This window comes from Streptomyces tritici, from assembly GCF_048500665.1.
Classification (GTDB): Bacteria; Actinomycetota; Actinomycetes; order Streptomycetales; family Streptomycetaceae; genus Streptomyces; species Streptomyces tritici.
This window is the reverse complement of the sequence record NZ_CP183183.1, coordinates 5796182-5821567: the sequence shown is the minus strand read 5'-3', so window position 1 is coordinate 5821567 and position 25386 is coordinate 5796182. Positions and strand designations below refer to the sequence as shown.

General features: G+C 72.3%; 20 protein-coding genes. 9 read left to right on the top strand and 11 right to left on the bottom strand.

The window, feature by feature from the left end; translation table 11 throughout:
* Positions 1–19: 19 nt before the first annotated feature.
* The 10 genes from ACNJ93_RS26655 to ACNJ93_RS26610 all read right to left on the bottom strand — a co-directional run bounded on the left by ACNJ93_RS26655 (position 20) and on the right by ACNJ93_RS26610 (position 12284).
* A complete protein-coding gene (locus ACNJ93_RS26655; protein ID WP_418959985.1) occupies positions 20–1036 on the bottom strand; it encodes an NADPH:quinone oxidoreductase family protein in 1017 nt (338 codons plus the stop codon).
* A gap of 46 nt (positions 1037–1082) precedes the next feature.
* The gene (locus tag ACNJ93_RS26650) at positions 1083–1448 is read right to left on the bottom strand and encodes a MerR family transcriptional regulator (RefSeq protein ID WP_418959984.1); all 366 of its coding nucleotides are present in this window, start codon (positions 1446–1448) and stop codon (positions 1083–1085) included.
* 52 nt (positions 1449–1500) lie between these two features.
* Complete coding sequence (locus tag ACNJ93_RS26645; RefSeq protein ID WP_418959983.1) at positions 1501–3267, bottom strand: CocE/NonD family hydrolase; 1767 nt, start codon at positions 3265–3267, stop codon at positions 1501–1503.
* A 181-nt stretch (positions 3268–3448) separates the two neighbouring features.
* A complete protein-coding gene (locus ACNJ93_RS26640) occupies positions 3449–4369 on the bottom strand; it encodes a S66 peptidase family protein (RefSeq protein WP_418961535.1) in 921 nt (306 codons plus the stop codon).
* 104 nt (positions 4370–4473) lie between these two features.
* The gene (locus ACNJ93_RS26635) at positions 4474–6462 is read right to left on the bottom strand and encodes a prolyl oligopeptidase family serine peptidase (protein WP_418959982.1); all 1989 of its coding nucleotides are present in this window, start codon (positions 6460–6462) and stop codon (positions 4474–4476) included.
* Positions 6463–6508: 46 nt separating this feature from the next.
* Positions 6509–7846 (bottom strand): M20/M25/M40 family metallo-hydrolase, encoded by a 1338-nt coding sequence (locus ACNJ93_RS26630; protein ID WP_418959981.1) that lies wholly within the window; start codon positions 7844–7846, stop codon positions 6509–6511.
* Complete coding sequence (locus ACNJ93_RS26625; protein WP_418959980.1) at positions 7839–8672, bottom strand: M55 family metallopeptidase; 834 nt, start codon at positions 8670–8672, stop codon at positions 7839–7841. Before ACNJ93_RS26625 ends, ACNJ93_RS26630 begins: the two co-directional genes overlap by 8 nt.
* A 59-nt stretch (positions 8673–8731) precedes the next feature.
* The gene (locus ACNJ93_RS26620; RefSeq protein WP_418959979.1) at positions 8732–9079 is read right to left on the bottom strand and encodes a hypothetical protein; all 348 of its coding nucleotides are present in this window, start codon (positions 9077–9079) and stop codon (positions 8732–8734) included.
* Between the two features lie 19 nt (positions 9080–9098).
* Positions 9099–11522, bottom strand: a complete 2424-nt coding sequence (locus tag ACNJ93_RS26615) for an MFS transporter (protein ID WP_418959978.1) — start codon at positions 11520–11522, stop codon at positions 9099–9101.
* A gap of 318 nt (positions 11523–11840) precedes the next feature.
* Complete coding sequence (locus ACNJ93_RS26610; protein WP_418959977.1) at positions 11841–12284, bottom strand: SRPBCC family protein; 444 nt, start codon at positions 12282–12284, stop codon at positions 11841–11843.
* Positions 12285–12430: 146 nt separating this feature from the next.
* Here ACNJ93_RS26610 and ACNJ93_RS26605 point away from each other — a divergent pair, with 146 nt between their 5' ends.
* Both ACNJ93_RS26605 and ACNJ93_RS26600 read left to right on the top strand, forming a co-directional pair.
* Positions 12431–13459: an Rv2578c family radical SAM protein gene (locus tag ACNJ93_RS26605; protein ID WP_418961534.1), complete on the top strand. Its 1029-nt coding sequence runs from the start codon at positions 12431–12433 to the stop codon at positions 13457–13459.
* 74 nt (positions 13460–13533) lie between these two features.
* On the top strand, positions 13534–15198 hold the full coding sequence (locus ACNJ93_RS26600) for an alpha/beta hydrolase (RefSeq protein ID WP_418959976.1): 1665 nt from the start codon (positions 13534–13536) through the stop codon (positions 15196–15198).
* Between the two features lie 18 nt (positions 15199–15216).
* Here the strand turns inward: ACNJ93_RS26600 and ACNJ93_RS26595 are convergent, their stop codons facing one another.
* Entirely contained in the window at positions 15217–15813 is a 597-nt protein-coding gene (locus tag ACNJ93_RS26595; protein WP_418961533.1) for a HEAT repeat domain-containing protein, read from the bottom strand.
* 327 nt (positions 15814–16140) lie between these two features.
* Here ACNJ93_RS26595 and ACNJ93_RS26590 point away from each other — a divergent pair, with 327 nt between their 5' ends.
* The 7 genes from ACNJ93_RS26590 to ACNJ93_RS26560 all read left to right on the top strand — a co-directional run bounded on the left by ACNJ93_RS26590 (position 16141) and on the right by ACNJ93_RS26560 (position 25378).
* A complete protein-coding gene (locus tag ACNJ93_RS26590) occupies positions 16141–17922 on the top strand; it encodes a 3-hydroxyacyl-CoA dehydrogenase family protein (RefSeq protein ID WP_418959975.1) in 1782 nt (593 codons plus the stop codon).
* A gap of 91 nt (positions 17923–18013) precedes the next feature.
* On the top strand, positions 18014–18853 hold the full coding sequence (locus ACNJ93_RS26585) for a TetR family transcriptional regulator (RefSeq protein ID WP_418961532.1): 840 nt from the start codon (positions 18014–18016) through the stop codon (positions 18851–18853).
* A gap of 432 nt (positions 18854–19285) precedes the next feature.
* On the top strand, positions 19286–20623 hold the full coding sequence (gene ccrA, locus ACNJ93_RS26580; protein ID WP_418959974.1) for a crotonyl-CoA carboxylase/reductase: 1338 nt from the start codon (positions 19286–19288) through the stop codon (positions 20621–20623).
* 30 nt (positions 20624–20653) lie between these two features.
* Positions 20654–22681: a protein meaA gene (locus ACNJ93_RS26575; protein WP_418959973.1), complete on the top strand. Its 2028-nt coding sequence runs from the start codon at positions 20654–20656 to the stop codon at positions 22679–22681.
* Positions 22678–23652, top strand: a complete 975-nt coding sequence (locus ACNJ93_RS26570) for an HpcH/HpaI aldolase/citrate lyase family protein (protein WP_418959972.1) — start codon at positions 22678–22680, stop codon at positions 23650–23652. The genes ACNJ93_RS26575 and ACNJ93_RS26570 overlap by 4 nt, the downstream gene beginning before the upstream one ends.
* 5 nt (positions 23653–23657) lie before the next feature.
* Positions 23658–24170 carry a MaoC family dehydratase gene (locus ACNJ93_RS26565; protein ID WP_128981445.1) on the top strand — a complete coding sequence of 171 codons (513 nt, stop codon included), beginning with the start codon at positions 23658–23660 and terminating at the stop codon, positions 24168–24170.
* Between the two features lie 2 nt (positions 24171–24172).
* Complete coding sequence (locus tag ACNJ93_RS26560; RefSeq protein ID WP_356692686.1) at positions 24173–25378, top strand: acyl-CoA dehydrogenase family protein; 1206 nt, start codon at positions 24173–24175, stop codon at positions 25376–25378.
* The last annotated feature ends 8 nt before the right edge of the window (positions 25379–25386 follow it).

Genomic DNA, 25386 nt, shown 5'->3' with positions numbered 1-25386 from the left:
ATTCATGCCCGGGCACCCCCTAGCCCCAGGGATCCAGGGCCAGCTTGCCCGTGGTGCCTCCCGCTTCGAGCCGGCGCAGCACCGACGGGCCCTCGGCCAGGGGGTGGACCTCGGGGGTGCCGGGTGCGAAGACGCCCTGGGCGATGAGCGCGTCGAGCTCGGTGAGCAGTTCCCGGTAGAGGGCCGGGGCCGCGGCCGGGAGCGCGCCGATGTGCAGGCCCTTGAGCTGGACCCGGTGGGTGAAGACCAGGTCGTGCGTGGTGACCGTGGCGTCGCCCGACGCGGCGCCGAACACGACGACGCGTCCGGTGAAGGGCTTGGCCACCGACAGGCTCGCCTCGAAGGTGGCCCGCCCCACCGATTCCAGGACGAGGTCGACCCCGCCGGTCAGGCGGGTGATCTCGGCCGCCAGGTCGGGGCGCCGGCCGTCCAGGACCTCGTCGGCGCCGAGCGCCTTCACGACGTCGTGCTTCGCCGGCGACGCCGTGGCGATGACGCGCGCGCCGTAGTGGCGGGCCAGGCGCACGGCGGCCTGCCCCACCCCGCCGGCCGCGGCGTGGACCAGCACCGTCTCCCCCGCCCGGATCTCGCCCAGCGGCTTGAGCGCCGCCAGGGCGGTGGCCCGGTTCAGCACCAGGCCGAGGGCTTCGGCGTCGCTCCAGCCGGTCGGCACCGGCAGGACGCCCGCGGCCGGCATCGTCATGTACTGCGCGAACGCGCCGGGGCCGATGCCCACGACGTGGGTGCCGGGCGGCAGCGGCCGCTCGACGTCCGGGCCGACGCCCACGATCTCGCCGGCGGCCTCGAAGCCCGCCACGTAGGGCGCCTCGGGGCCTCCTCCGTAGGTGCCGCGCGTCTGCATGACGTCGGCGAAGTTGACCCCTGCGGCGCCCACGCGGATCAGGTACTCGCCGGGCCCCGGGGCGGGGCGGGGCCGATCGGTGGTGAGGGTCAGGTCCTCCGGCCCGCGAAGGGACTGCTGGACCAGTGCGCGTACGGTCTGCTCGGCGGTGTCCCGCTGCTCGTCGGTCTTCATGGACCGACCGTAGGAACCTGACACTTGTGTCAAGGTCAAGCGGCGGTCAGCGTTCGCCGCCGCGGGCCTGCCGCAGATAGGCGTCGAGCGCCGCCTGCTGCTCGCCGAGCGCGGCGATGCGGGCGGCGAGCCGGTCGCGGTACTCCTGCACCTCCTGGAGGAACCGCGCGGGCACCGCGTCGTCGCCCGTACCGGATCCGTCGGCGATCCGGGGCAGGAGGTCCCTGATCAACCGCACGGGCAGGCCGGACTCCAGGAGCGAGCGGATGACGAGCACCCGGTCGATCGTGGACCGGCAGTAGTCGCGGAACCCGTTGTCGCAGCGGCCCGGGACGATCAATCCCTCGTCCTCGTAGTGCCGCAACGACCTCGCACTCACACCGCTGACCCGGGCGGCTTCACCGATCTTCATGCCTGGGGTCAACGCCCGGAAGCGCCCCGCACTTCCGGGCCTCCCGCACCGGCTAGCCGATGCTGCCGCCGACCAGGGGCAGTTCCAGCGTCCCGGTGTCCTCGGGGGCGCTGGTGACGGTGACGGGCTTGACGCCACGGTTGCCGAAGTAGGCGCTGTCACTGGCGGCGATCACGAACTGCAGCCGGTGGCCGGTCTCGTAGCGGTGCACGATGCCGGGGAGTTCGACGGTGAACGGCCGGGTGACGTCCGGGACGCGCACCGGCGCGACCAGCCGGTTGACGAGCGTCTTCGTGCCGTCGGGTGCCACGTCGTAGACCTTGGCGAAGAGCACCAGCTTGTCGGCGGCGTCGCCGGAGCGCTGGACGCGCTCGGCCGCCGGGGAGTTCACCCGGAGCGTGGCCCTGGGCGCGCCCACCAGGTCGGCGGGGGCGGTGAGCGGGGCGCTCGTCCAGCCGAGGTACGTGCCGGGCAGGTCGTACGGCTTCGGGTCGAGCAGCCCGATGGTGCCGGCGAGCGAGGACTCCGAATGGCTCGTGGGGACCAGCCAGTTGGCGTACGTGCGCGCGCCCCTGGCGACCTTGGCGCGGTTGTCGACGAGCTTGCCGTCGCCGGAGAGGTACAGCTTCTGGCTGAGGGCGGGGAGGGAGGCGGCGGTGCCGTAGCCGCTGCGCCAGTCCCTGTAGTAGGCGAAGGCGGGCCCGGTGTCGGTGTTCCGCTGCTTCTTCAGGTAGCGGTCGAACCAGGCGAGGATGCGCTGTCCGACGTAGCTCGTCTCCAGGTTGCCCTGGCCGAGGTCGAGTTCGCCGGCGGCCGGGTCGGTGAGTCCGCCGCTGTGACCCCAGGACTGCCAGATCAGCTTGGCCGGTACGCCCTGGCCGCGCAGCTGCCGGTAGGTGTCCCGGGCCTCGTTGAGGTTGAACAGGCTGTCGGACTGGCCCTGGACGACGAGGGTGGGGGCGGTGACGCGGTCGAGGTACGAGACGGGCGAGACGCTGCGCGCGAAGTCGAGCATCGCCCGGGTGTCGGCCTCGGGATAGCGGCCGGAGTTGAGCAGGCGGACGGTGCGGCAGGCTTCGCCGACGAAGTGCAGGCAGTCCAGGGAGTTGATCCGGGACGGGTCGAGCGAGGGGACGAGCAGCGGCTGTCCCTCGCCGATCAGGTAGAAGCCGTTGGCCCACTGCCACTTGAAGACGCCGGGGGTGTCGCGGTCGGCGCTGTTGGGGGCGAGCGAGTAGGCGAGGTCGTGCCAGGTGATCAGCGGGACGAGGGCGTCGAGCCGGGGGTCGACGGAGGCGGTGGCGAGCTGGATGGCGCCGCCGTACGAGCCGCCGATCATGCCGGCCCGCGGGTCGCCCGCGCCGTCGCGGAGCACGTAGTCGACGCGTGTGCCGTCGTCGGCGGCGCGGGTGCCGCCGAGGAAGTCGAGGAGCCGGGTGGCCGCGTGGCCGTCGATGCGCGGGTCGTCGAGGGAGATCAGGCAGCCGGACTTGCCGAAGCCTAGGCCGGAGTAGACCAGGGCGACGTAGCCGCGGGCGGCGAAGGCGCGGCCGGTGGCGGCGGTGGAGCCATCGGCCTTGCTGCCGCCGAAGCCGTTGGTGGTGAGGACGGCGGGCGCCGGGTGCGCGGCGTCGACGCCGGCGGGCCGGTACAGGTCGGCGTCGACGGTGCAGGTCCGGTCGCCGGCGCGGACGGTGAAGGTCAGCGGTGTCACCGTGGGGGGCGCGCCGTCCGCCGCGGCGGCGGGGGGCGCGAGGACGAGCGGGGCGGCGAGGGCGGCTGCGGCGACGAGCGTGAGGGCGTTGCGGGTTCGGGGCACGGGCTCCTCCACACTGAGGACACGGACGGGTCACCGGCCGCCGTACCGACTGGTAGGTAGCGGGCGGGCCCATGGTGTGACACGTGTCAGAGCACCGTCAACGCGTCGGACAGCGGGAGTTGACGGAGATTCGGTGAAGGAGCGCGCCGGGCCGTCGGGCGGAGGGCCGGCCGGCGGCGGGTCAGACGAGCGCGGGCTCGTCGAGGGTCAGGGTGCCCGCGTCGGCGTCGAGGACCGCGGCGGCGCCCAGCGGAACGGTGAGGGTCGTGGGGCAGTGGCCGAAGCCGTACTCCTCGACCACCGGCACGCCGAGCCCGGCGAGGCGGTCCACGAAGAGGGCGTGCAGCTCCTCGTACGGGCCGCTGTCCTCCCACGAGCCGAGGAGGATGCCGGTGACGCCCTCCAGGGCTCCGGCGCGCAGGAGTTGGGTGAGGATCCGGTCGAGGCGGTACGGCTCCTCCCCCACCTCCTCCAGGAGCAGCAGGCCGCCGCGGCCGGACGGGCGGGCGTCCCGGGTGCCGAGCCCGGCGGAGAGCAGGCAGGCACAGCCGCCGAAGGTGACGCCGCGGGCGCGGCCGGGGACGAGGGCGCGGGCGGTGCCGAGCGCGGCCACCGTCCGCACGGACTCGGGCTCCAGGAGCGTGGCCCGCAGGTGCTCCTGGGTGGGCGCGTCGTCCAGGAAGGTCCCCGCCGCGACCATGGGCCCGTACAGGGTGGCGAAACCGGCCCGCAGGGCGAACGCCTCGTGCAGCGCGGTGATGTCGCTGTACCCGACGAACGCCTTCGGGCCCGCCGCGCGGATCGCCGTCCAGTCGAGCAGGTCGGCCATGCGCTGCGCGCCGAAGCCGCCCCGCGCGCAGATCACGCCCGCGATCGCCGGGTCGCACCACGCCTCCTGGAGGTCCCGGGCGCGGCCCTCGTCCGTGCCCGCCAGGTAGTCGACCCGCGGGTGGGCGTCCAGGACGTGCGGGGCGACGACCGGTTCGAGGCCCCAGCCGCGCAGGATCGCGAGCCCACGCGCGAGCCGCTCCTCGGGGACCGGCCCGGCGGGCGCGACGACGGCGACCCGGTCGCCGGAACGCAACCGCCGCGCACGGGCCAGCGGGGCGAGGACGCGCGCCGAGGCCGCCGGGGCCGGGGTCGAGGCCGCCGGGGCCGGGTTCACCAGGGCCGGGGTCACAGGCTCCGGGTGCGCACCACCCGGGGTCACGGCTTCAGTTCCAGTCGGGGCACGTCGGGGCGCTCCACGCCGAAGACCTGGGCGTACAGGGAGAGTTCGGCCTCCAGGGCGCGCACCATCGTGTCCTCGCGGCGGAAGCCGTGCCCCTCGCCGGGGAAGGCGAGGTACGCGTGCGGGACGCCCCGGCAGGCGATCCGGGCGAGGAAGCGCTCGCTCTGCCCGGGCGGGCAGATCACGTCGTCGAGGCCCTGCAGCAGGACGAACGGCGCCCGGATCCGCTCCACGGCCGAGCCGGGCGAGCGCTCGCGGTAGCGCGCGGGCACCTCGTCGTACGGGCCGATCAGCGAGTCCAGGTAGCGGGACTCGAAGTCGTGGGTGCCGCCGGAGGCCCAGCCCTCCAGGTCGATGACGGGGTAGATGATCGTTCCGCAGGCGTACACGTCCGTGGCGGCCAGCGAGGCCGCCGTCGTCCAGCCGCCCGCGCTGCCGCCCCGGATCGCGAGCCGCGCCGGGTCGGCGGTGCCCTCGGCGGCCAGGGCCTCCGCGACGGCCGCGCAGTCCTCGACGTCGACGACGCCCCACTGCTCGCGCAGCCGGTTGCGGTACTCCCGGCCGTAGCCGGTGGAGCCGCCGTAGTCGACCTCGGCGACGCCGATGCCGCGGGAGGTGAAGTACGCGACGGCCAGGTCCAGGACGAGCGGCGCGCGTCCCGTGGGGCCGCCGTGCGCCCAGATCACATAGGGCGGCAGTTCGTCGCCGGGGGCGACCCGGTCGGGGCTGTGCGGCGGGTAGACGTGGGCGTGGATCTCGCGGTTGTCGGGCCCGGTGAACGTACGGATCTGCGGCTCGGGGTAGTACGCCGGGTCGACGGGGTCGTCGTGCGCCTCGCCGACCACGCGGCTGCGGCCGGTGCAGGTGTCCAGTTCCACGAGTTCGTACGCGCTGCGGGGGCTGGCCGCGACGCCGACGACGCGGGTGCCGTGCACGGCGAGCGTGGAGTCCCATTCGGTCCAGGGCCCGGCGGCGTCCACGAGTTCGCCGGACTCGGGGTCCAGGATGCCGAGCGCGGTGGCGCCCCTGCCGTGGACGGCGGCGATCAGCCCGTTGTCCAACGGGCGGAACCAGCGCAGGCCCACGCGCCACAGCGGACCGCCGAACTCCTCCTCGCGGCGGCAGAGCGCCGTCGGCGGCTCGTCCGGGCGCTCGGGGTCGAGGCGGTGGAGGTTCCACCAGCCGGTGCGGTCGCCGACGAACAACAGGCGTCCGTCCGGGGTCCATTCGACCTGCGGGATCGACTCCTCCGGTCCGCCGGCGACGGGACGCGCGCCGTGCAGGACGCCGTCCTCGCCGACGTCGGCGAGGATCACCTCCGTGCCGTCCCAGGGCATCCGGGGATGGTCCCAGCCGATCCACGCGGCGCGCCGGCCGTCCGGGGAGAGCCGGGGACCGGTGACGAACCGGTGCCGCTCGGCGGCGAGTTCGCGGACGGCGTCGCGGTCGGCGGCGGCGGAGCCGTCCAGGGGGACGGCGACCGGCACCCGGCGCACGTCTCCGGGGCCCTCACCGGTGTACTCCTCCAGGACGCACCAGACTTCGCCCCGGCCGAGGTGGATCACCGGGTCGGCCCAGCGCCGGCCGGCGCCGACGGCCGAGACGGGGGTGAGCGGGCGGGGCGGTGCGTCGCCGTCCGGCTCGTGGGCGTACAGCCGCTGGTCGGGGAAGTGGCTGAAGACGATCAGCGGGCCGCCGGCCGGGCGGGCGGTGCCGGCCCAGGGCCGGCCGCCGTACTCGACGACCCGGCTGCGCACGTTCCACGGCGGCGGCAGCACCGACTCCTCCGTGCCGTCCGCCCGCCGCCGCACGAGGGCGCGGCGGCCGCCCTCGGCGGGCCGGGGCGCCGTCCACCACAATTCGTCGCCGACCTCGTCCAGGTACTCGGGCCGCCCGTCGTGCGCGGCGGCGAGGCGGGCGTCGATCGGGGACGGCCAAGTGCCGTAGGCCGCCGTGGGTACCATCGCAACTCCCCTGGTGCGTCGGTGCGTCGCCCCGATGCTGCCCTTCCTACGCGGAACGCATGTACCGGTCGAGCACGCGGACGCCGAAGTGCAGCGCCTCGACCGGAACCCGCTCGTCGACCCCGTGGAACATCGCCCCGTAGTCGAGGTCGACGGGCAGCTTCAGAGGGGAGAAACCGTAGCCGGTGATGCCCAGCCGGGAGAACTGCTTTGCGTCGGTGCCGCCGGCCATGCTGAACGGGATGACGCGTCCGGTCGGGTCGAAGTGCTCCAGGGCGGCGCGGAGTTTGGCGTACGTCGGCACGTCGATCGGGGCCTGCAGGGCGGGTTCGTGGTGGTAGAACCGCCAGTCGACGTGGGGGCCGGTGAGTTCGTCCATGGTGGCGGCGAACTCCTCCTCGCCGCCGGGCAGGGTTCGGCCGTCGACGTAGGCGGTGGCGGTGCCGGGGATGACGTTCACCTTGTAACCGGCTTCGAGCATCGTGGGGTTGGCGCTGTTGCGGAGGATGGGGGCGACGAGGGCGGCGGCGCGGCCCAGTTTCTCGAGCACCGGCGCGGGGTCGAAGTCGTCGCCGTCCAGGTCGAGGTCGATCTCGTACAGGGCGGCGAGTTCGGTGAGGCAGGCGCGGGTGGTGGGGGTGAGGCGGACCGGCCAGCGGTACGCGCCGATGCGGGCGAGGGCCTGGGCGAGGCGGGTGACCGCGTTCTCGTCGTTGATCTTCGAACCATGGCCCGCGCGGCCGTGGGCGGTCAGCTCCATCCAGGCGGTGCCGCGCTCGCCGGCCCCGATGGGGTAGAGGGTCATGCCGGGCTCGGGGTGGAAGGAGAAGGCCCCGGACTCGCTGATGCCCTCGGTGCAGCCCTCGAACAGCTCCGGGTGGCGGTGGGCGAGGAAGCCGGAGCCGTCGGCGGCGCTGTCCTCCTCGTCGGCGGTGTAGGCGAGGACGATGTCGCGCCGGGGCCGCACGCCCTGGCGGGCCCAGGAGCGCACGACGGAGAGCACCATCGCGTCCATGTTCTTCATGTCGACGGCGCCGCGGCCCCAGACGACGCCGTCGCGGACCTCGCCGGAGAAGGGGTGCACGGTCCAGTCGGAGGCTTCGGCGGGCACGACGTCGAGGTGGCCGTGGACGAGCAGCGCGGGCGCGGTGGGGTCGGTGCCGGGGATGCGGGCGACGACGTTGCTGCGGCCGGCGGTGCGCTCGAGGAGGACCGGGTCGAGCCCGGCGTCGGTGAGGCGCTCGGCCATGTACTCGGCGGCGGGCCGCTCGCGGCAGTCGCCGCCTCCGCGGTTGGTGGTGTCGATGCGGATGAGTTCGGAGGTGAAGGTCACGACCTCGTCGAGCGCCGCCGCGTCGACGCCCTGATGGTCCTGGTCAGCCATACTGCTCCTCCACGGCTGCGGAGACGATCGTGGTGACCGCCTTGAACGTGCGAATGCCCTCGTACATCGTCGCACTGGTGTACGCGACGCGGCGTTCCCCGGAACGTGCCACACCGGGGACCACCGTCGCCGCGGCCGCCAGGTGCTCGGCGTCGAACTCGAGCTCCACGGTGTGCGGCCCGCGGCTCACCGGTTCGTGGCGCACGGCCAGGCCCGCGGCGGCCTTGGCGGCGGCGCGGATGTCGGCGGCGGTGCGGGCGGGGGTGCGGCAGACGGCGGCGTACCGCGACACATGGTCCTTCACCGCGACCTTGTGCGCCTCCGGCGCGTAGCCGAGCGCGTCCTCGCAGGTCAGGTCGTCGCCGGTGACGAGCACGACGGGCACGCCGTACTCGGCGACGACATGCGCGTTGAGCAGGCCCTCGCTGGCGCGGACCCCGTCGAGCCACACGCCGGTGATCGAATTGGCGAGGTACGTGTGCGCCAGCACCCCTTCCGCGCCGGCCCCGGTGTGGTATCCGACGAACGCGATCCCGTCCACGTCCCCGTGCTGCACGCCCTCCACCATGGACAGCGCCTTGTGCCGGCCGGTCAGCATCTCGACCCGCTCGTCGAGCCGCTCCAGGAGCAGGTTCCGCATGGTCCAGTGCGCCTCGTTGACGAGCACCTGGTCGGCGCCGCCCTCGAAGAACCCCACCGCCGCCGCGTCGACGTCCGAGGTGAACATGCCCCGGCACCGCTCCCACTGCGGCGTCCCCGGCAGCACATCGGCCGGCCAGGTCACCCCGGTGGCACCCTCCATGTCGGCACTGATCAGGATCTTCATCCCACTCCGTTCCGCGCGAGGCCCGTAGAGCAGCATCCTTGTGGATCAGGCCGCCCTTGTCACCCTTCGAGCAGCCGCGCCAGGGTCACGTCGGCGCGCTCCGCCGCGACCCGGTCACTGCGGAGCTGGGCGCGGGTGCGGGGGCGGGGGCGCGGGGTTCGGGTGCAGCCGCAGGTGCCGCGGCCCTCGTAGCGCAGGCCCTCGGCGAGGAGCGCGGCCACGACGGACCAGGCGCGGGTGTCGCGGCGGGGCGGGGCGGCGAAGTCGTGGCCGGCGCAGAGCAGGGGGCGCGAGCAGATGGGGCAGGGGTGGTGGGCGCCGGCCTCCGGGGGGTGGCGCTTGAAGGCGACGCGGCACGTCACGCAGGCGTAGTGCAGCTTGTACTGGGTCGTCGCGTAGTGGCACACGCCGCGACCCTAGCGCGGTTCACCGCGGCCTTCGGTCCTCGTGGCCGAGCTGCAGGTCGCGTTCCGTCCTGCCGCCGCCGGCGAGGTGCAGGACCGTGGCGACCGGGGGGTAGCCCGCGGCGATGACCGTGTACTCGCCGGAGGACAGGTCCACGAAGCGGAAGGTGCCGTCCGGGCCGGTGGTCAGGGTGTCGACGACGTTGCCCGCCGCGTCCAGCAGCGTCACGCGCGCCTCCTCCACGGGGCGGCCGCCGCCCGCGCGGACGGTGCCGCGCAGGACCGCGCCGCCGGCCAGTTCGATGTCCTGGCGGGTCTCCCGCGATGCCTGGACGGTGACCGGCAGGGCGGCCGGGCGGAACGCGGGGGCGCTCGCGGCCAGGGTGTACTCCCCCGCCACCAGCTCCGTCATCACATAGCCGCCCTCCTTGCCGGTGCGGGTCGAGGCGACGACGTCGCCGCGTACGTCGGTGAGCGTCACCGCCGCGTCCCGTACCGGCGTGCCGTCCGCCGTCAGGACCGTGCCGGCCAGCCAGCCGGCCCCGCCGAGGACGACGTCCAGTTCGACGGGCCGGTCGCCGACGGTGACGGACACCGCCTGCGGCTGGTGGCCGCCGGCGGCGGCGATCAGGACGTACGGGCCGGGGCCGGGGACGCTCAGCGCGTACCGTCCGTCGTCCGCGCTGGCGCCCCGGCCGATCTGACGGCCCTGGGCGTCGATCAGGGTGAGCGCGGCGCGCGGCACGGACGAGCCGTCCGGGTGCTGGACGGCGCCGCAGACGGGCAGCCCTGCGTGGCTCGGGGCGGCCGCGCTCCTCGCGCGCGGGACGGTCGTGGCTTCGGGGGTGTGGTGGGACACCAGCGGTTTCTCCTTGAGGAAGAAGGCGAGGAGCAGGCCGAGCACGAGGACCGGCACGAGGTAGAGGAAGATCCGCGGCATGGCCTCCGCGTACGCGTGGACGTACGCGTCGCGCAGCACGGGCGGCAGCGCGTGCACGGTCTGCGGGGTGATCGACTCCGCCTCGGGCAGCCGCACTCCGGCCGGGAGTCCTGCGGCGACGCCGTCCGCGAGCCGGTCGGTGAGCGCGCTGTCGAGCCGGTGGGCGAACAGGGTGCCGAAGACGGCCGCGCCGACGCTGCCGCCGATCTGCCGGAAGTAGTTGTGCGCGCTCGTCGCCGCGCCGAGGTCGGCCGGCGGCGCGGAGTTCTGCACGGCGAGGATGAGGACCGGCATGACCAGTCCGATGCCGACGCCCAGCACGGCCTGCCAGACGCTGTGGTCCAGCGGCGGGGTGTCGGCGTCCATCCGGGACAGCAGCCACATGCCGACGACGGAGACGGCGCCGCCGAGGACCGGGTAGATCTTGTAGTGGCCGGTACGGCTGATGAGCTGGCCGGAGATCACGGACGCGACGACGATGCCGCCCATCAGCGGCAGCATCAGCAGCCCCGACTCGGTGGCGCTGGCGCCCTCGACCATCTGCAGGAAGGTGGGCAGATAGCTCGCCGCGCCGAACAGCGCCACGCCGACGACCGCGCCGATCAGGCTGGTGAGACCGAAGACGGAGTCGCGGAACAGCCGCAGCGGCAGGATCGGTTCGGGCGCGTGGTGCTCGACGACCAGCAGCAGCACGGTCGTTCCGACCGCGCCGGCCGCGAGTCCGAGGACGACCCGGGAGCTCCAGGCGTACTCCGTGCCGCCCCAACCGGTCAGCAGGACCAGGCAGGTGGAGGCGGCGGCGAGCAGCAGCGCGCCGAGCACGTCGAGCCGGCCGCGCTCCCGGGGCCGGGGCAGCTTCAGCACGAGCGCGACGACGAGGAGGGTGATCAGTCCGAAGGGGACGTTGAACCAGAAGCACCAGCGCCAGGAGGCGTGGTCGGTGAAGAAGCCGCCGAGCAGCGGTCCGGCCACCGAGGCCAGCCCGAAGGCGGCGCCGATGAGTCCCATGAACCGGCCGCGTTCCCGCGCGGGCACGATGTCCGCGATGATCGCCTGGACGCCGATCATGAGCCCGCCGGCGCCGGCGCCCTGGACGGCCCGGAAGGCGATCAGCTGGTCCATGGTGCGGGACCAGCCGGCGAGTGCGGAGCCGATCACGAAGACGACGATGGCGAACTGGAAGACGCCCTTGCGGCCGAAGAGGTCGCCGAGCTTCCCGTAGACCGGCAGACCGATGGTGGCGGTCAGGAGATAGGCGGTGATCGCCCAGGACATCCGGTCCAGGCCCTGGAGCTCGCCGACGATCTTCGGCAGGGCGGTGGCGACGATCATCTGCTCCAGCGCGGCGAGCAGCAGCGCGAGCATGAGGCCGATGAAGACCAGCCGGACCCGGCGGGGGCCGAGTGCGTGCGCGGCGGCGTCCGCGACGGGCGGGTCCTGGGCCGGGGAGTCCGGTTCCGGCCGGCCGGTCCGGGCCGCCCCCTTCACCAGCGTGATGCCGCCCACCTGCCGCTCCCCTCGTCGCCTCAGCCGTCGCGGCTGCGTCCGCGGACGTCATTCTTCGCATCGGGCGCGAAGCGGGAGCAAGCCGGACGGTATGGGAGATCCGGGGCGGCGGCCGGCCGAACAGCGGGGCGCGAGGGGGCAGTTGACGCGCTCATCAGCGGCTTTCCCGCGCCCCGGCTCATGCGGGAGCGCGCCGGGGGCGCTCCCCGGCCGGGCGGGAAAACCACCCGAACCGGTGAGCGCCGCACCGTGACGCGCGGGGGTCGCGCGAGGGTTGCCTCTCGGCCTCGGCAGGGCCGCCTCTCGACCTCGGCAGGGTTACTTCTCGACCTCGGCCGCGAGCTTTTCGAGCACGGCGTCGTAGATCCGGGCGAGGCCCTTGGGCGCGAAGGTGCGCTCGAAGAAGCCGCCGATGCCGCCGGCGCCGTTCCAGACCGTGGTGACGACGGCCTTGGACTTCCCCTCGCCGGCCGGGGTGACGGTCCAGGTGGTGACCATGGAGGAGTTGCGGTCCTTCTCGATCAGCTGCCCGTCGGTGGGCTCGGTGACGTCGAGGAGGCAGTCGCGGACGCGCTTGCTGGTGGCCTGGAGCTTCCAGTGGACGAGGGTGCCCTCGCCGTCGCCGCCCTCGCGCACCTCGTACTCGCTGAAGTGCTCGGGGAGCAGCTTCGCGCGGACGTTCTGGTAGTCGGCCAGAGCGTCGAACACCGTCTCCGCGTCCGCCGCGATGATCCGTTCCGTCGTGGCCTCGACCTGCGCCATTCCGATTCCTCCAGCTTCCTGTTGCTCGGGACAGGAGGCCATCCCATCACCTGGGCCGCGCCGCGCGAAATCGGGGTTGCGGCGATCAAGGGAACATGTGTTCTATTCTCAAGACAGTGCGACGCAGTGCTACCGAGGAGGCGTCCATGCGCTGGGACCATCTGGGCGACGAGCCCGCCGCGACCGCCGACCCCGCCCTGTTCGGCACGGACGCGGTACGGACGCGGACGTTCGACACCCCCGAGTTCCGGGGGATCACCTTCCACGAGGTGCACGCCCGGTCGATCCTGAACCGGGTGCCGGGCGCCTCCCGGATGCCGTTCGAATGGACGGTCAATCCGTACCGGGGCTGCACGCACGCCTGCGTGTACTGCTTCGCCCGCAAGACCCACAGCTATCTGGACCTCGACACCGGCCTCGGTTTCGACAGCCAGATCGTGGTGAAGGTCAACGCGCCGGAGCTGCTGCGCCGCCAGCTCGCCTCCCGCCGCTGGCAGGGCGCGCACATCGCCATGGGCACCAACGTGGACTGCTACCAGCGCGCCGAGGGCCGCTACCGGCTGATGCCCGGGATCATCGCGGCGCTGCGCGACCGCGCCAACCCGTTCTCCATCCTCACCAAGGGCACCCTGATCCTGCGCGACCTGGACCTGCTGCTGCAGGCCGCCGAGGTGACGGAGGTCGGCGTCTCCGTCTCCGTCGGCTTCACCGACCAGGAGCTGTGGCGCACCGTCGAGCCCGGCACCCCCTCGCCGCAGCGCCGGCTCGACGTGGTGCGCACCCTGGCCGAGCACGGCCTCGGCTGCTCGGTGCTCATGGCCCCGGTGATCCCCTTCCTCGGCGACCGCCCCGAGCAGCTGCGCGCGACGGTCCGGGCGATCGCGGAGGCGGGCGCCACCTCGGTCACCCCGCTCGTGCTGCACCTGCGGCCCGGGGCGCGCGAGTGGTACATGACCTGGCTGCGCGAGCACCACCCCGAGCTGGTGGGGCGGTACGAGCGGATGTACGCGGACGGCGCCTACGCCCCGACCTGGTACCAGCGCCGGATCACGCGTCAGGTGCACGAGCTGGCGGCCGAGTTCGGGATCGGACCGGCGCATCGGGGCGCGGCCCGGCGCATACCCCGGCCGGACGCGCCGGCGCTCGCGGGCCCGACACAGCTCACGCTGTTGTGATCACCCTCCTCTGATTGGGTCAACTCTCGCCGGAAGGGGTCCTTCCGTTCGGCCGCCGGGGCAGTTCAGGCCGTATGAACCCACGCGCAGGAGTGCTGTTCGCCGCGGGGGCGCTGCTGGCCGGGACGGTCGCCGCCCTGCCCGCGTCCGCGAGCCCGGCACCACAGTCCCCCACGACCACCCCGGCGAACGGCCCGGACGGGCGGCCCGCGGCCGGACCGACGACCCGCCCCGCCGCCCCGCTCATCTGGAAGAGTTGCGGCTCCCCGCGCTACCCGCGGCTGCAGTGCGCCACGCTGAAGGTGCCGCTGGACCACGACGACCCGAAGAGCCGGACGATCTCGCTCGCGCTGTCCCGCGTCCCGCACACGGCGAAGACCTCCCAGGGCCCGCTGCTGGTCAATCCCGGCGGGCCGGGCGGCAGCGGCCTGGCCATGGCCGGCTTCGTGGCCGCCTCGCTGCCGCCGAAGCTGGCCGCGCAGTACGACGTGGTGGGCTTCGACCCGCGCGGCGTCGGCCGCAGCGAGCCCGCGCTGAACTGCCGGCCCGGCCACTTCGCGCCGGTGCGCCACGACTCCGTGCCCCGCGACGCCGCGACCGAGCGCGCCGGCCTGGCGCGGGCCCGCGCCTTCGCGGAGGCCTGCGGCACCCGGCACGGGGACCTGCTGCGCCACATGGACACGGTGAGCGCCGCGCACGACCTCGACGCGATCCGCCGGGCCCTCGGGGCTGAGCGGCTGAACTACTTCGGCTACTCGTACGGCACCTACCTGGGCGCGGTCTACGCCAAGCTTCACCCGGAGCGGGTGCGCCGCTTCGTCCTGGACTCCATGGTCGACCCGAAGGGCGTCTGGTACGCGAACAACCTGGCGCAGGACTTCGCGTTCGACGCCCGGCACAAGGCGTTCCTGGCCTGGGTCGCCGAGCACGACGCGGTCTACGGCCTCGGCAAGGACCCGGCGGCCGTGGAGGCCGCCTGGTACCGAATGCGCGACGAGCTGCGCTCCGCGCCCGCCGGGGACAAGGTCGGCCCGGGCGAGCTGGAGGACACCTTCCTGCCGGGCGGCTACTACAACGGCTACTGGCCGCAGCTGGCCGAGGCGTTCGCCGCGTACGCGACGGAGAAGGACACCGCGCCGCTGGTCGCCGCGTACGAGGACCTCGGCGCCCCGGACGTTTCCAGCGACAACGGCTACTCGGTCTACACCAGCGTCCAGTGCCGGGACACGGCCTGGCCGCGCGACTGGCGGGTGTGGCGCGCCGACAACTGGGTGGCGCACGGGAAGGCGCCCTTCTCCACCTGGAACAACGCCTGGTACAACGCGCCCTGCGCGTTCTGGCCGGTGGAGCCGCGCACGCCCGTGGACGTGACGAACGGCAAGGTCCCGCCGATGCTGCTGTTCCAGGCGACGGACGACGCGGCCACCCCGTACGAGGGCGGTGTGAGGCTGCACCGCGCGGTGGCCGGCTCCCGGCTGGTCGTCGAGGAGGGCGGCGGGAACCACGCGGTGACCCTGGGCGGGAACGCCTGCCTCGACGCGCACCTGGTGCGCTATCTGGAGTCGGGCACGGTGCCGCGGGCGGCGGCGGGCGGGACCGGCGCGGCGGACGCGTCGTGCGCGGCGCTGCCCGCCCCGGAGCCGGCGAAGAAGACGTCGGCGACGTCCCGCACGGCGCCCGCCCCCGAGCCGGCGACCGGCGGCGCGGCGCTGCACGGACTGCTCGGCCACCGGCGCTGAGCGCCCGGGGCCGGCCGCTCAGTCCCCGATGCGCCCCAGCGCCGTGCGCGCGGCCGGGCCGAGCCGGGGGTGCGGGACGGCCGCCTCCAGGACGGGCCGGGCACGCCGGTCCCCCAGCGCGCCCAGGCCCTCGGCGCAGGCGACGCCCACCCGCCAGTGCGGGTCGTCGGCCCTCAGCCGCCGCTCCAGGACGGTGATGAGGGCCGGCACGGACTCGGGGGCGCGCAGTTCGGCGAGCAGGCGGACCGGCAACAGGGCGTAGGCGACGCGGAGTTCGTTGGTGGCGAGGGCGGCGGCGGCCCGTGCGGTGCGCGGGTCGCCGAGCCGGGTCAGGGCGTAGGCGGCGGTGACGCAGCGCTCGGGGTCGCGGTGGTTGAGCAGCAGCACCAGGGCCTCGAAGGCCCGGGCGTCACCGGCGAGTCCGAGGCGGAACGAGGCGAGTTCGCGGGCCCAGAGCGGCTGTCCGGGTGCGGTCAGGACGCGCGCGAACTCCCTTTCGTCCCGGGCCGCGACGAGTTCTTCGAAATCCGCGCGAACGGCTTCCGGCTCGTCGTGGATCTCTTCCCGCAATCGATCGATCATCGATAGGAATTCCGGATCCCGAGCGATATCCATGGCGTTCAGCGTATCCGCGATCCAGATCACATTTTCCCGCACTCGCCAGGGCTGGCGCGCTCGTTACCCGGCAGTTAATCTCAAGTGAGCGGGGCACCCCCCGCACCTCCCACCACGGCCTGGTGACGCAGCCGTTGTGGGTTCGAGTTTGTCGGTTCGGCAGTTTTCGGCGTGACTCCGGGACAGGGTCCGTCGCTCTTTTTCCCACGCGTTCCCCGCGCTTCTCGCGGCTCTTCCGCGACCGCGCCCCCCGCGTGTTCCCGAGCGCCCGCGCGCTCCTGCTCTCGCCGCCCTCAGTCGTCACTCTTCACCTCCTGGAGTCCCCTGATGGACACCCCTCTCTCCACCATCGCCGTCGTCGGCCTCGGCACGATGGGCACCGGCATCGCCGACGTGCTCGCCCGGGCCGGCCGTGAGGTCATCGGCATCGACGTCAGCGAAGCCGCCGCCTCCCGCGCCACCGCCGCCCTGGAGGCCTCCACCGCCCGTGCCGTGAGCCGCGAGCGGATCACGGAGGAGGAGCGCCGGAACGTCCTGGCCCGCTTCCGCACCTTCACCGACCTCCAGGCCGCCGCCGAGGCGGACCTCGTCATCGAGGTCGTGCCGGAGTCGTACGAGGCCAAGCAGGAGGTGTTCCGGGCGCTCGACGCGATCGTCCGCCCCGACACGATCATCGCCACCGGCACCAACGCCCTGTCCGTGACCCGGCTCGCCGCCGAGTCGCAGCGCCCGGAGCGGGTCCTCGGCCTGCACTTCTTCACCCCGGTCCAGGCGATGAAGCTGGTCGAGGTCGTCTCCTCGGTGCTCACCGCGCCGCAGGCCGTCGAGGCCGTCACCTCGCTGGCGCTGGACCTGGGCAAGGAGCCCGTCGCGGTCGGCGACCGCCCCGGCTTCGTCGCCGACGGGCTGCTGTTCGGGTACCTGAACCAGGCCGCGGCCATGTACGAGGCCAAGTACGCCTCCCGCGAGGACATCGACGCCGCGATGAAGCTCGGCTGCGGCCTGCCCATGGGCCCGCTGGAGCTGCTCGACCTGGTCGGCATCGACACGGCCCGTACGGTCCTGGAGGCCATGTACAGCACTTCGGGAGACCGGCTGCACGCCCCCGCCCCGATCCTGAAGCAGCTCAGCGAGGCGGGCCTGACGGGCCGCAAGGCCGGCCGCGGCTTCTACACGTACGAGGCTCCCGGCTCCGCCGCCAAGGTCCGCGACGGGCTGACCCCGCCGGAGGCCGCGACGGCCGGCGCCGGGCGCGAGGTCCGCTCCGTCGGCGTCGCCGGCTCGGGCACCATGGCCTCCGGCATCGCCGAGGTCTTCGCCAAGGCCGGCTACGACGTCGTCCTGGCCGCCCGCTCGGACGAGAAGGCCGAGACCGCCAAGGCCCGGATCGCCAAGTCGCTGGCCCGCTCCGTGGACAAGGGCCGGATGACGGCCGAGGCCCGCGACGAGACGCTGGCCCGGATCACCCCGGCCGGCACCCTGGACGCCTTCGCCGACGTCGACCTGGCGGTCGAGGCGGTCGCCGAGGACCTGGCGGTCAAGCAGCAGCTGTTCGGCACCCTGGACAAGGTCTGCAAGCCGGGCGCCGTGCTCGCCACCACGACCTCCTCGCTGCCCGTCGTCGCCTGCGCCCGCGCCACCTCGCGCCCGCAGGACGTCATCGGCATGCACTTCTTCAACCCGGCCCCGGCGATGAAGCTGGTCGAGATCGTCCGCACGGTGCTCACCGCCGACGACGTCCACGCCACCGTCCGCGAGGTCACCGCGAAGATCCGCAAGCACCCGGTGGACTGCGGCGACCGGGCCGGCTTCATCGTGAACGCGCTGCTCTTCCCGTACCTGAACAACGCGGTCAAGATGGTCGAGGAGCACTACGCCTCGCTGGACGACATCGACGCCGCGATGAAGCTGGGCGGCGGCTACCCGATGGGTCCGTTCGAGCTGCTCGACGTGGTCGGCCTGGACGTCTCGCTGGCGATCGAGCAGGTCCTGCACCGCGAGTTCCGCGAGCCGGGCCTGGCCCCGGCCCCGCTCCTGGAGCACCTGGTGGCCGCCGGCTGCCTGGGCCGCAAGACGGGACGCGGCTTCCGCGAATATGCCCGCCGCTGACCCGTACGCGGGGTGGGGCGGACTCCTGGAGCCCACCGGCGGTCCGCCCCCGCAGGCGCACTCTCCTGCACCGATGCAGTACGTTCAGGACATGTCCAAGGCCGCCAAGACACCCCGTGCCACCACTCAGCCCGACGCTCCGGAGAGCGCCGCGGGCAGCCGTGCCGCCGCCCAGCGGCTCAAGATGCGCCGGGAGCTCGCGGCCGCGGCCATGGAGCTCTTCGCGACCAAGGGCTACGAGGCGACCACGGTCGACGAGATCGCGGCCGCGGCCGGGGTCGCCCGGCGGACGTTCTTCCGCCACTTCCGGTCCAAGGAAGAGGCGATCTTCCCCGATCACGACGACACCCTGGTGCGCGCGGAGGCGGTGCTGAACGCCGCCCCGCCGCACGAGCACCCGCTGGACACGGTCTGCCGGGGCATCAAGGAAGTCATGAAGATGTACGCGGGGTCCCCGGCGGTCTCCGTGGAGCGGTACCGGCTGACCCGCGAGGTGCCGACCCTGCGCGAGCGGGAGATCGCCTCGGTGGCCCGTTACGAGCGGCTGTTCACCCGGTACCTGCTGGGCCACTTCGACGAGCGGGACCACCACGACGGCAACGACGACCCGCTGCTGGCCGAGGTGGCCGCCTCGGCCGTCGTCACCGCGCACAACCACGTGCTGCGGCGCTGGCTCCGGGCGGGCGGCCAGGGCGACGTGGAGGCGCAGCTGGACCACGCGTTCGCCATCGTGCGGGAGACCTTCGGCACGGGCATAGGCGCGCGGCCCGCCACGGCCGCCCCGGCGGCGCAGGAGCAGCCGGAGCAGCCCGCCGCCACCGCCTCGGCGGAGGGCGGCGTGCTGGTGGCGGTGGCGCGTACCGACGCCCCGCTGGACGAGGTCATGCGGACGATCCGGCAGGCGCTCGGCGAGAGGCCGGCGGACGCCTGACCGGACGCCCGACACCGAGTCGAGACCTTCCGACGATCGATCACACGCGACGGCCGCCCCTTCCGGGGGCGGCCGTTTTCGCAGGTGAGGGCACATTCTGATCGATCATCGCTCATGTGTGACCGGCGGATTGCATCTGAGTGAAATTGTTGGCACGCAGTGCCTTGCCAGGTGACACGCCGTGCCATACGTTGATGTTGTCCGGGCGGCCGGCGCGCAGAGATCACCTCGTGCGCCGGCTGTCCCCGCAAGCAATCTCGCGCGCCCGGACGCCTGCGTCACAGGCACCCTTTGCGCCCCACCACGGCGCAGCCACCGCACCACCCGCCGAACCGACGGCACACCTCCACAGCACCACCCCTCTCACCCTCGATCCGAGGGGGATCTCCCTCACCGGTCCCCCTCGCACAGCAGCATCGCCGGAGGCACACCGTGAAGGACATCCTGGACGCGATCCAGTCGCCGGACTCCACGTCCGAGGACTTCGCCAACATCAAGCTGCCCGAGTCGTACCGTGCCGTGACCGTGCACAAGGACGAGCAGGAGATGTTCGCCGGGCTCAGCAGCCGCGACAAGGACCCGCGCAAGTCCCTGCACCTCGACGACGTCCCGCTGCCCGAGCTCGGTCCGGGCGAGGCCCTCGTCGCCGTCATGGCCAGCTCCGTGAACTACAACTCGGTCTGGACCTCGATCTTCGAGCCGGTCTCCACCTTCGGCTTCCTGGAGCGCTACGGCCGCCTCTCCGAGCTGACCAAGCGCCACGACCTGCCGTACCACATCATCGGCTCCGACCTCGCGGGCGTCGTGCTGCGCACCGGCCCCGGCGTCAACGCCTGGAAGCCCGGCGACGAGGTCGTCGCGCACTGCCTCTCCGTCGAGCTGGAGTCCTCGGACGGCCACAACGACACGATGCTCGACCCCGAGCAGCGCATCTGGGGCTTCGAGACCAACTTCGGCGGCCTCGCCGAGATCGCCCTGGTCAAGTCCAACCAGCTGATGCCGAAGCCGGACCACCTGAGCTGGGAGGAGGCCGCCGCGCCGGGCCTGGTGAACTCCACCGCCTACCGCCAGCTGGTCTCCCGCAACGGCGCCGGCATGAAGCAGGGCGACAACGTCCTCATCTGGGGCGCCTCCGGCGGCCTCGGCTCGTACGCCACCCAGTTCGCGCTGGCCGGCGGCGCCAACCCGATCTGTGTCGTCTCCTCCCCGGAGAAGGCCGAGATCTGCCGCTCCATGGGCGCCGAGGCGGTCATCGACCGCAACGCCGAGGGCTACAAGTTCTGGAAGGACGAGAACACCCAGGACCCGAAGGAGTGGAAGCGCTTCGGCAAGCGCATCCGCGAGCTCACCGGCGGCGAGGACATCGACATCGTCTTCGAGCACCCGGGCCGCGAGACCTTCGGCGCCTCGGTCTACGTCACCCGCAAGGGCGGCACCATCACCACCTGCGCCTCCACCTCGGGCTACCTGCACCAGTACGACAACCGCTACCTGTGGATGTCGCTCAAGCGCATCATCGGCTCGCACTTCGCCAACTACCGCGAGGCGTGGGAGGCCAACCGCCTGATCGCCAAGGGCAAGATCCACCCGACGCTGTCGAAGGTCTACTCCCTGGAGGACACCGGCCAGGCCGCGTACGACGTGCACCGCAACCTCCACCAGGGCAAGGTCGGCGTCCTCGCGCTGGCCCCCGAGGAGGGCCTCGGCGTGCGCAACGAGGAGCTGCGCGCGAAGCACATCGACGCGATCAACCGCTTCCGGAACATCTGACGGACCCGTCCGAAAGGCGACAGCACTGCCATGACAGAGCGTCAGAAGGACCGGCCGTGGCTCATGCGGACGTACGCCGGCCACTCCACGGCCGAGGCGTCCAACGAGCTGTACCGGCGCAACCTGGCGAAGGGCCAGACCGGTCTCTCGGTCGCCTTCGACCTGCCGACGCAGACCGGCTACGACCCCGACCACATCCTCGCCCGCGGCGAGGTCGGCCGGGTCGGGGTCCCGGTCTCGCACCTCGGTGACATGCGCCGGCTGTTCCAGGACATCCCCCTGGAGCAGATGAACACCTCGATGACCATCAACGCCACCGCCATGTGGCTCCTGGCGCTCTACCAGGTCGTCGCCGAGGAGCAGGGTGCGGACATCACCAAGCTCCAGGGCACCACGCAGAACGACATCGTGAAGGAGTACCTGTCGCGCGGGACGCACGTCTTCCCGCCCGGCCCCTCGCTCCGGCTCACGACGGACATGATCGCGTACACGGTCAACAACATCCCGAAGTGGAACCCGATCAACATCTGCAGCTACCACCTGCAGGAGGCGGGGGCCACTCCGGTCCAGGAGATCTCGTACGCGATGTCCACCGCGATCGCGGTGCTCGACGCGGTGCGCGACTCGGGCCAGGTGCCCGAGGAGCGCTTCGGCGAGGTGGTCGCCCGCATCTCGTTCTTCGTGAACGCGGGCGTCCGCTTCATCGAGGAGATGTGCAAGATGCGCGCCTTCGGCCGCATCTGGGACCGGATCACCCTGGAGCGGTACGGCATCCAGGACGCCAAGCAGCGCCGGTTCCGCTACGGCGTCCAGGTCAACTCGCTGGGTCTGACCGAGGCGCAGCCGGAGAACAACGTCCAGCGCATCGTCCTGGAGATGCTGGCCGTCACCCTCTCCAAGGACGCCCGCGCCCGCGCCGTGCAGCTGCCGGCCTGGAACGAGGCGCTGGGCCTGCCCCGGCCCTGGGACCAGCAGTGGTCGCTGCGCATCCAGCAGGTGCTGGCCCACGAGTCGGACCTGCTGGAGTACGAGGACATCTTCGCCGGCTCGCACGTCATCGAGGCCAAGGTGGACGCCCTGGTCACCGAGTGCCTGGCCGAGATCGACCGGATCCAGGAGATGGGCGGCGCGATGGCCGCCGTCGAGTCCGGCTACCTCAAGTCCCAGCTGGTCTCCTCGCACGCCGAGCGGCGGGCCCGGATCGAGGCCGGCGAGGAGAAGATCGTCGGGGTCAACATCTTCGAGACCACCGAGCCCAACCCGCTCACCGCGGACCTCGACACCGCGATCATGACGGTCGACCCGGCCGTCGAGGCCCGGGTGGTCGCCGCGCTGAAGGACTGGCGCGACACCCGCTACCAGCCGCCGTTCAACCACCCGCGCCCGTGCAAGGCGCTGGAGCGGCTGAAGGAGGCCGCGCGGGGCACCGGGAACCTCATGGAGGCCACCCTGGAGTGCGCCCGCGCCGGTGTGACGACCGGCGAGTGGGCCGGGGCGCTGCGCGAGGTCTTCGGCGAGTACCGTGCCCCCACGGGCGTCTCCTCCGCCCCCGTCGCGGTCCGGGCCGAGGAGGGCACCCCGCTGGCCGAGGTGCGCCGCAAGGTCGAGCTGACAGCGCAGGACCTGGGCATCGGCAAGCTCCGCTTCCTGGTCGGCAAGCCGGGTCTGGACGGGCACTCCAACGGCGCCGAGCAGATCGCCGTCCGGGCCCGCGACGCCGGGTTCGAGGTGGTCTACCAGGGCATCCGGCTCACGCCCGAGCAGATCGTGGACGCGGCCCTCGAGGAGGACGTGCACGCGGTGGGTCTGTCGATCCTCTCCGGTTCGCACGCCGAACTGGTGCCGGACGTGCTGACGCGTCTGCGCGACGCCGGCGCCTCCGACATCCCCGTCATCGTCGGCGGGATCATCCCCAACAGCGACGCCGAGGACCTGAAGCGCGCGGGTGTCGCCGCCGTCTTCACCCCCAAGGACTTCGGCATCACCGAGATCATCGGCCGTATCGTCGACGAGATCCGGAAAGCGAACAAGCTCGATCCCCTGGAGGTCTCCGCATGACCAGCCCCGCGTCCCCCGTGAACCGGCTGCGCCCCCGCCGTTCCTGCCTGGCGGTCCCCGGTTCCAACCCGCGCTTCCTGGAGAAGGCCCAGGGTCTCGCCGCCGACCAGGTCTTCCTGGACCTGGAGGACGCCTGCGCCCCGCTGGCCAAGCCGGAGGCCCGGCACACCATCGTCAAGTTCCTGAACGAGGGCGACTGGACCGGCAAGACCCGGGTGGTCCGCGTCAACGACTGGACGACCCACTGGACGTACCGCGACGTCGTCACCGTCGTCGAGGGCGCCGGCCAGAACCTCGACTGCATCATGCTGCCGAAGGTCCAGGACGCCCAGCAGATCGTCGCCCTCGACCTGCTGCTGACGCAGATCGAGAAGACCATGGGCTTCGAGGTCGGCAAGATCGGCATCGAGGCGCAGATCGAGAACGCCCAGGGCCTCGTCAACGTCAACGCGATCGCCCAGGCCTCGCAGCGCGTCGAGACGATCATCTTCGGCCCGGCCGACTTCATGGCCTCCATCAACATGAAGTCGCTGGTCGTCGGCGAGCAGCCGCCCGGCTACCCGGCGGACGCGTACCACCACATCCTGATGAGCATCCTGATGGCCGCCCGCGCCAACAACCTCCAGGCGATCGACGGCCCCTACCTGCAGATCCGCAACCAGGAGGGCTACCGGGCCGTCGCGCAGCGCGCCGCCGCCCTGGGCTTCGACGGCAAGTGGGTGCTGCACCCGGACCAGGTCGCCGCGGCGAACGAGATCTTCTCGCCCTCGCAGGAGGACTTCGACCACGCCGAGCTGATCCTGGACGCGTACGACTACTACACGTCCGAGGCGGGCGGCAAGAAGGGCTCCGCGATGCTGGGCGACGAGATGATCGACGAGGCCTCCCGCAAGATGGCCCTGGTCATCTCCGGCAAGGGCCGGGCCGCCGGCATGCAGCGCACCAGCAAGTTCGAGATCCCGGAGGCCTGAGTCCCATGCAGTTCGGCCGCACCTACGAAGAGTTCGAGATCGGCGCCGTCTACAAGCACTGGCCCGGGAAGACGGTCACCGAGTACGACGACCACCTCTTCTGTCTGCTGACGATGAACCACCACCCGCTGCACATGGATGTGAACTACGCGGAGAACACGACGGACTTCAAGAAGAACGTCGTCGTCGGCAACTACATCTACTCGCTGCTGCTCGGCATGTCCGTGCCGGACGTCTCCGGCAAGGCGATCGCCAACCTGGAGATCGAGTCGCTGCGCCACGTCGCGCCGACCTTCCACGGCGACACGATCTACGGCGAGACGACCGTCCTGGACAAGACGCCGTCGAAGTCGAAGAGCGACCGCGGCATCGTCTACGTGGAGACCAAGGGCTACAAGCAGGACGGCACGCTCGTGTGCGTGTTCCGCCGCAAGGTCATGGTCCCGACGGCCGAGTACATCGACGCGCGCGGCGGCGAGCAGCCCGGCCGCCCGGAGCTGAAGGAACAGGGGAAGTAGCCATGGCGCGACTCGCCCAGACCCACGGTCTGACCGACGTCCAGCAGGAGATCCTCTCCACGGTCCGGGACTTCGTCGACAAGGAGATCATCCCGGTCGCCACGGAGCTGGAGCACCGCGACGAGTACCCGCAGCAGATCGTCGACGGGCTCAAGGAGCTCGGCGTCTTCGGTCTGATGATCCCCGAGGAGTACGGGGGCCTGGGTGAGTCGCTGCTCACCTACGCGCTGTGCGTGGAGGAGATCGCGCGTGGCTGGATGTCGGTCTCCGGCATCATCAACACGCACTTCATCGTGGCGTACATGCTCAAGCAGCACGGCACCCAGGAGCAGAAGGACCACTTCCTTCCGCGGATGGCGGCCGGCGAGGTGCGCGGCGCGTTCTCGATGTCGGAGCCGGGCCTCGGCTCGGACGTGTCGGCCATCACGTCCAAGGCGGTGAAGGACGGCGACGAGTACGTCCTGAACGGCCAGAAGATGTGGCTGACGAACGGCGGCACGTCCACGCTGGTCGCCGTTCTCGTCCGGAGTGACGAAGGACACCCCGAGGGCACCGCGCCCCACAAGTCGATGACGACCTTCCTCGTCGAGAAGGAGCCCGGCTTCGGAGAGGTCCGCCCCGGCCTCACCATCCCGGGCAAGATCGAGAAGATGGGTTACAAGGGCGTCGACACGACCGAACTCATCATGGACGGACTGCGCATTCCGGCCAATCGGGTCCTCGGCGGGGTCACCGGCCGAGGGTTTTACCAAATGATGGACGGCGTCGAGGTCGGCCGCGTGAACGTGGCGGCCCGTGGCTGCGGCGTCGCTCAGCGTGCCTTCGAACTGGGCGTCCAGTATGCCCAGCAGCGTCACACTTTCGGCAAGCCGATCGCCCAGCACCAGGCGATCCAGTTCAAGCTGGCCGAGATGGCTACCAAGGTCGAGGCCGCTCATGCCATGATGGTGAACGCAGCGCGCAAAAAGGACTCCGGGGAACGAAACGACCTCGAAGCAGGGATGGCGAAGTACCTCGCCTCCGAATACTGCAAAGAAGTCGTGGAGGACGCGTTCCGCATCCATGGCGGTTACGGGTTCTCGAAGGAGTACGAGATCGAGCGCCTCTACCGTGAGGCTCCGATGCTGCTGATCGGCGAAGGTACCGCCGAGATCCAGAAAATGATCATTGGACGTCGGCTGCTCGAGGAGTACCGGTTCCAGGGCTGATTGTCGGG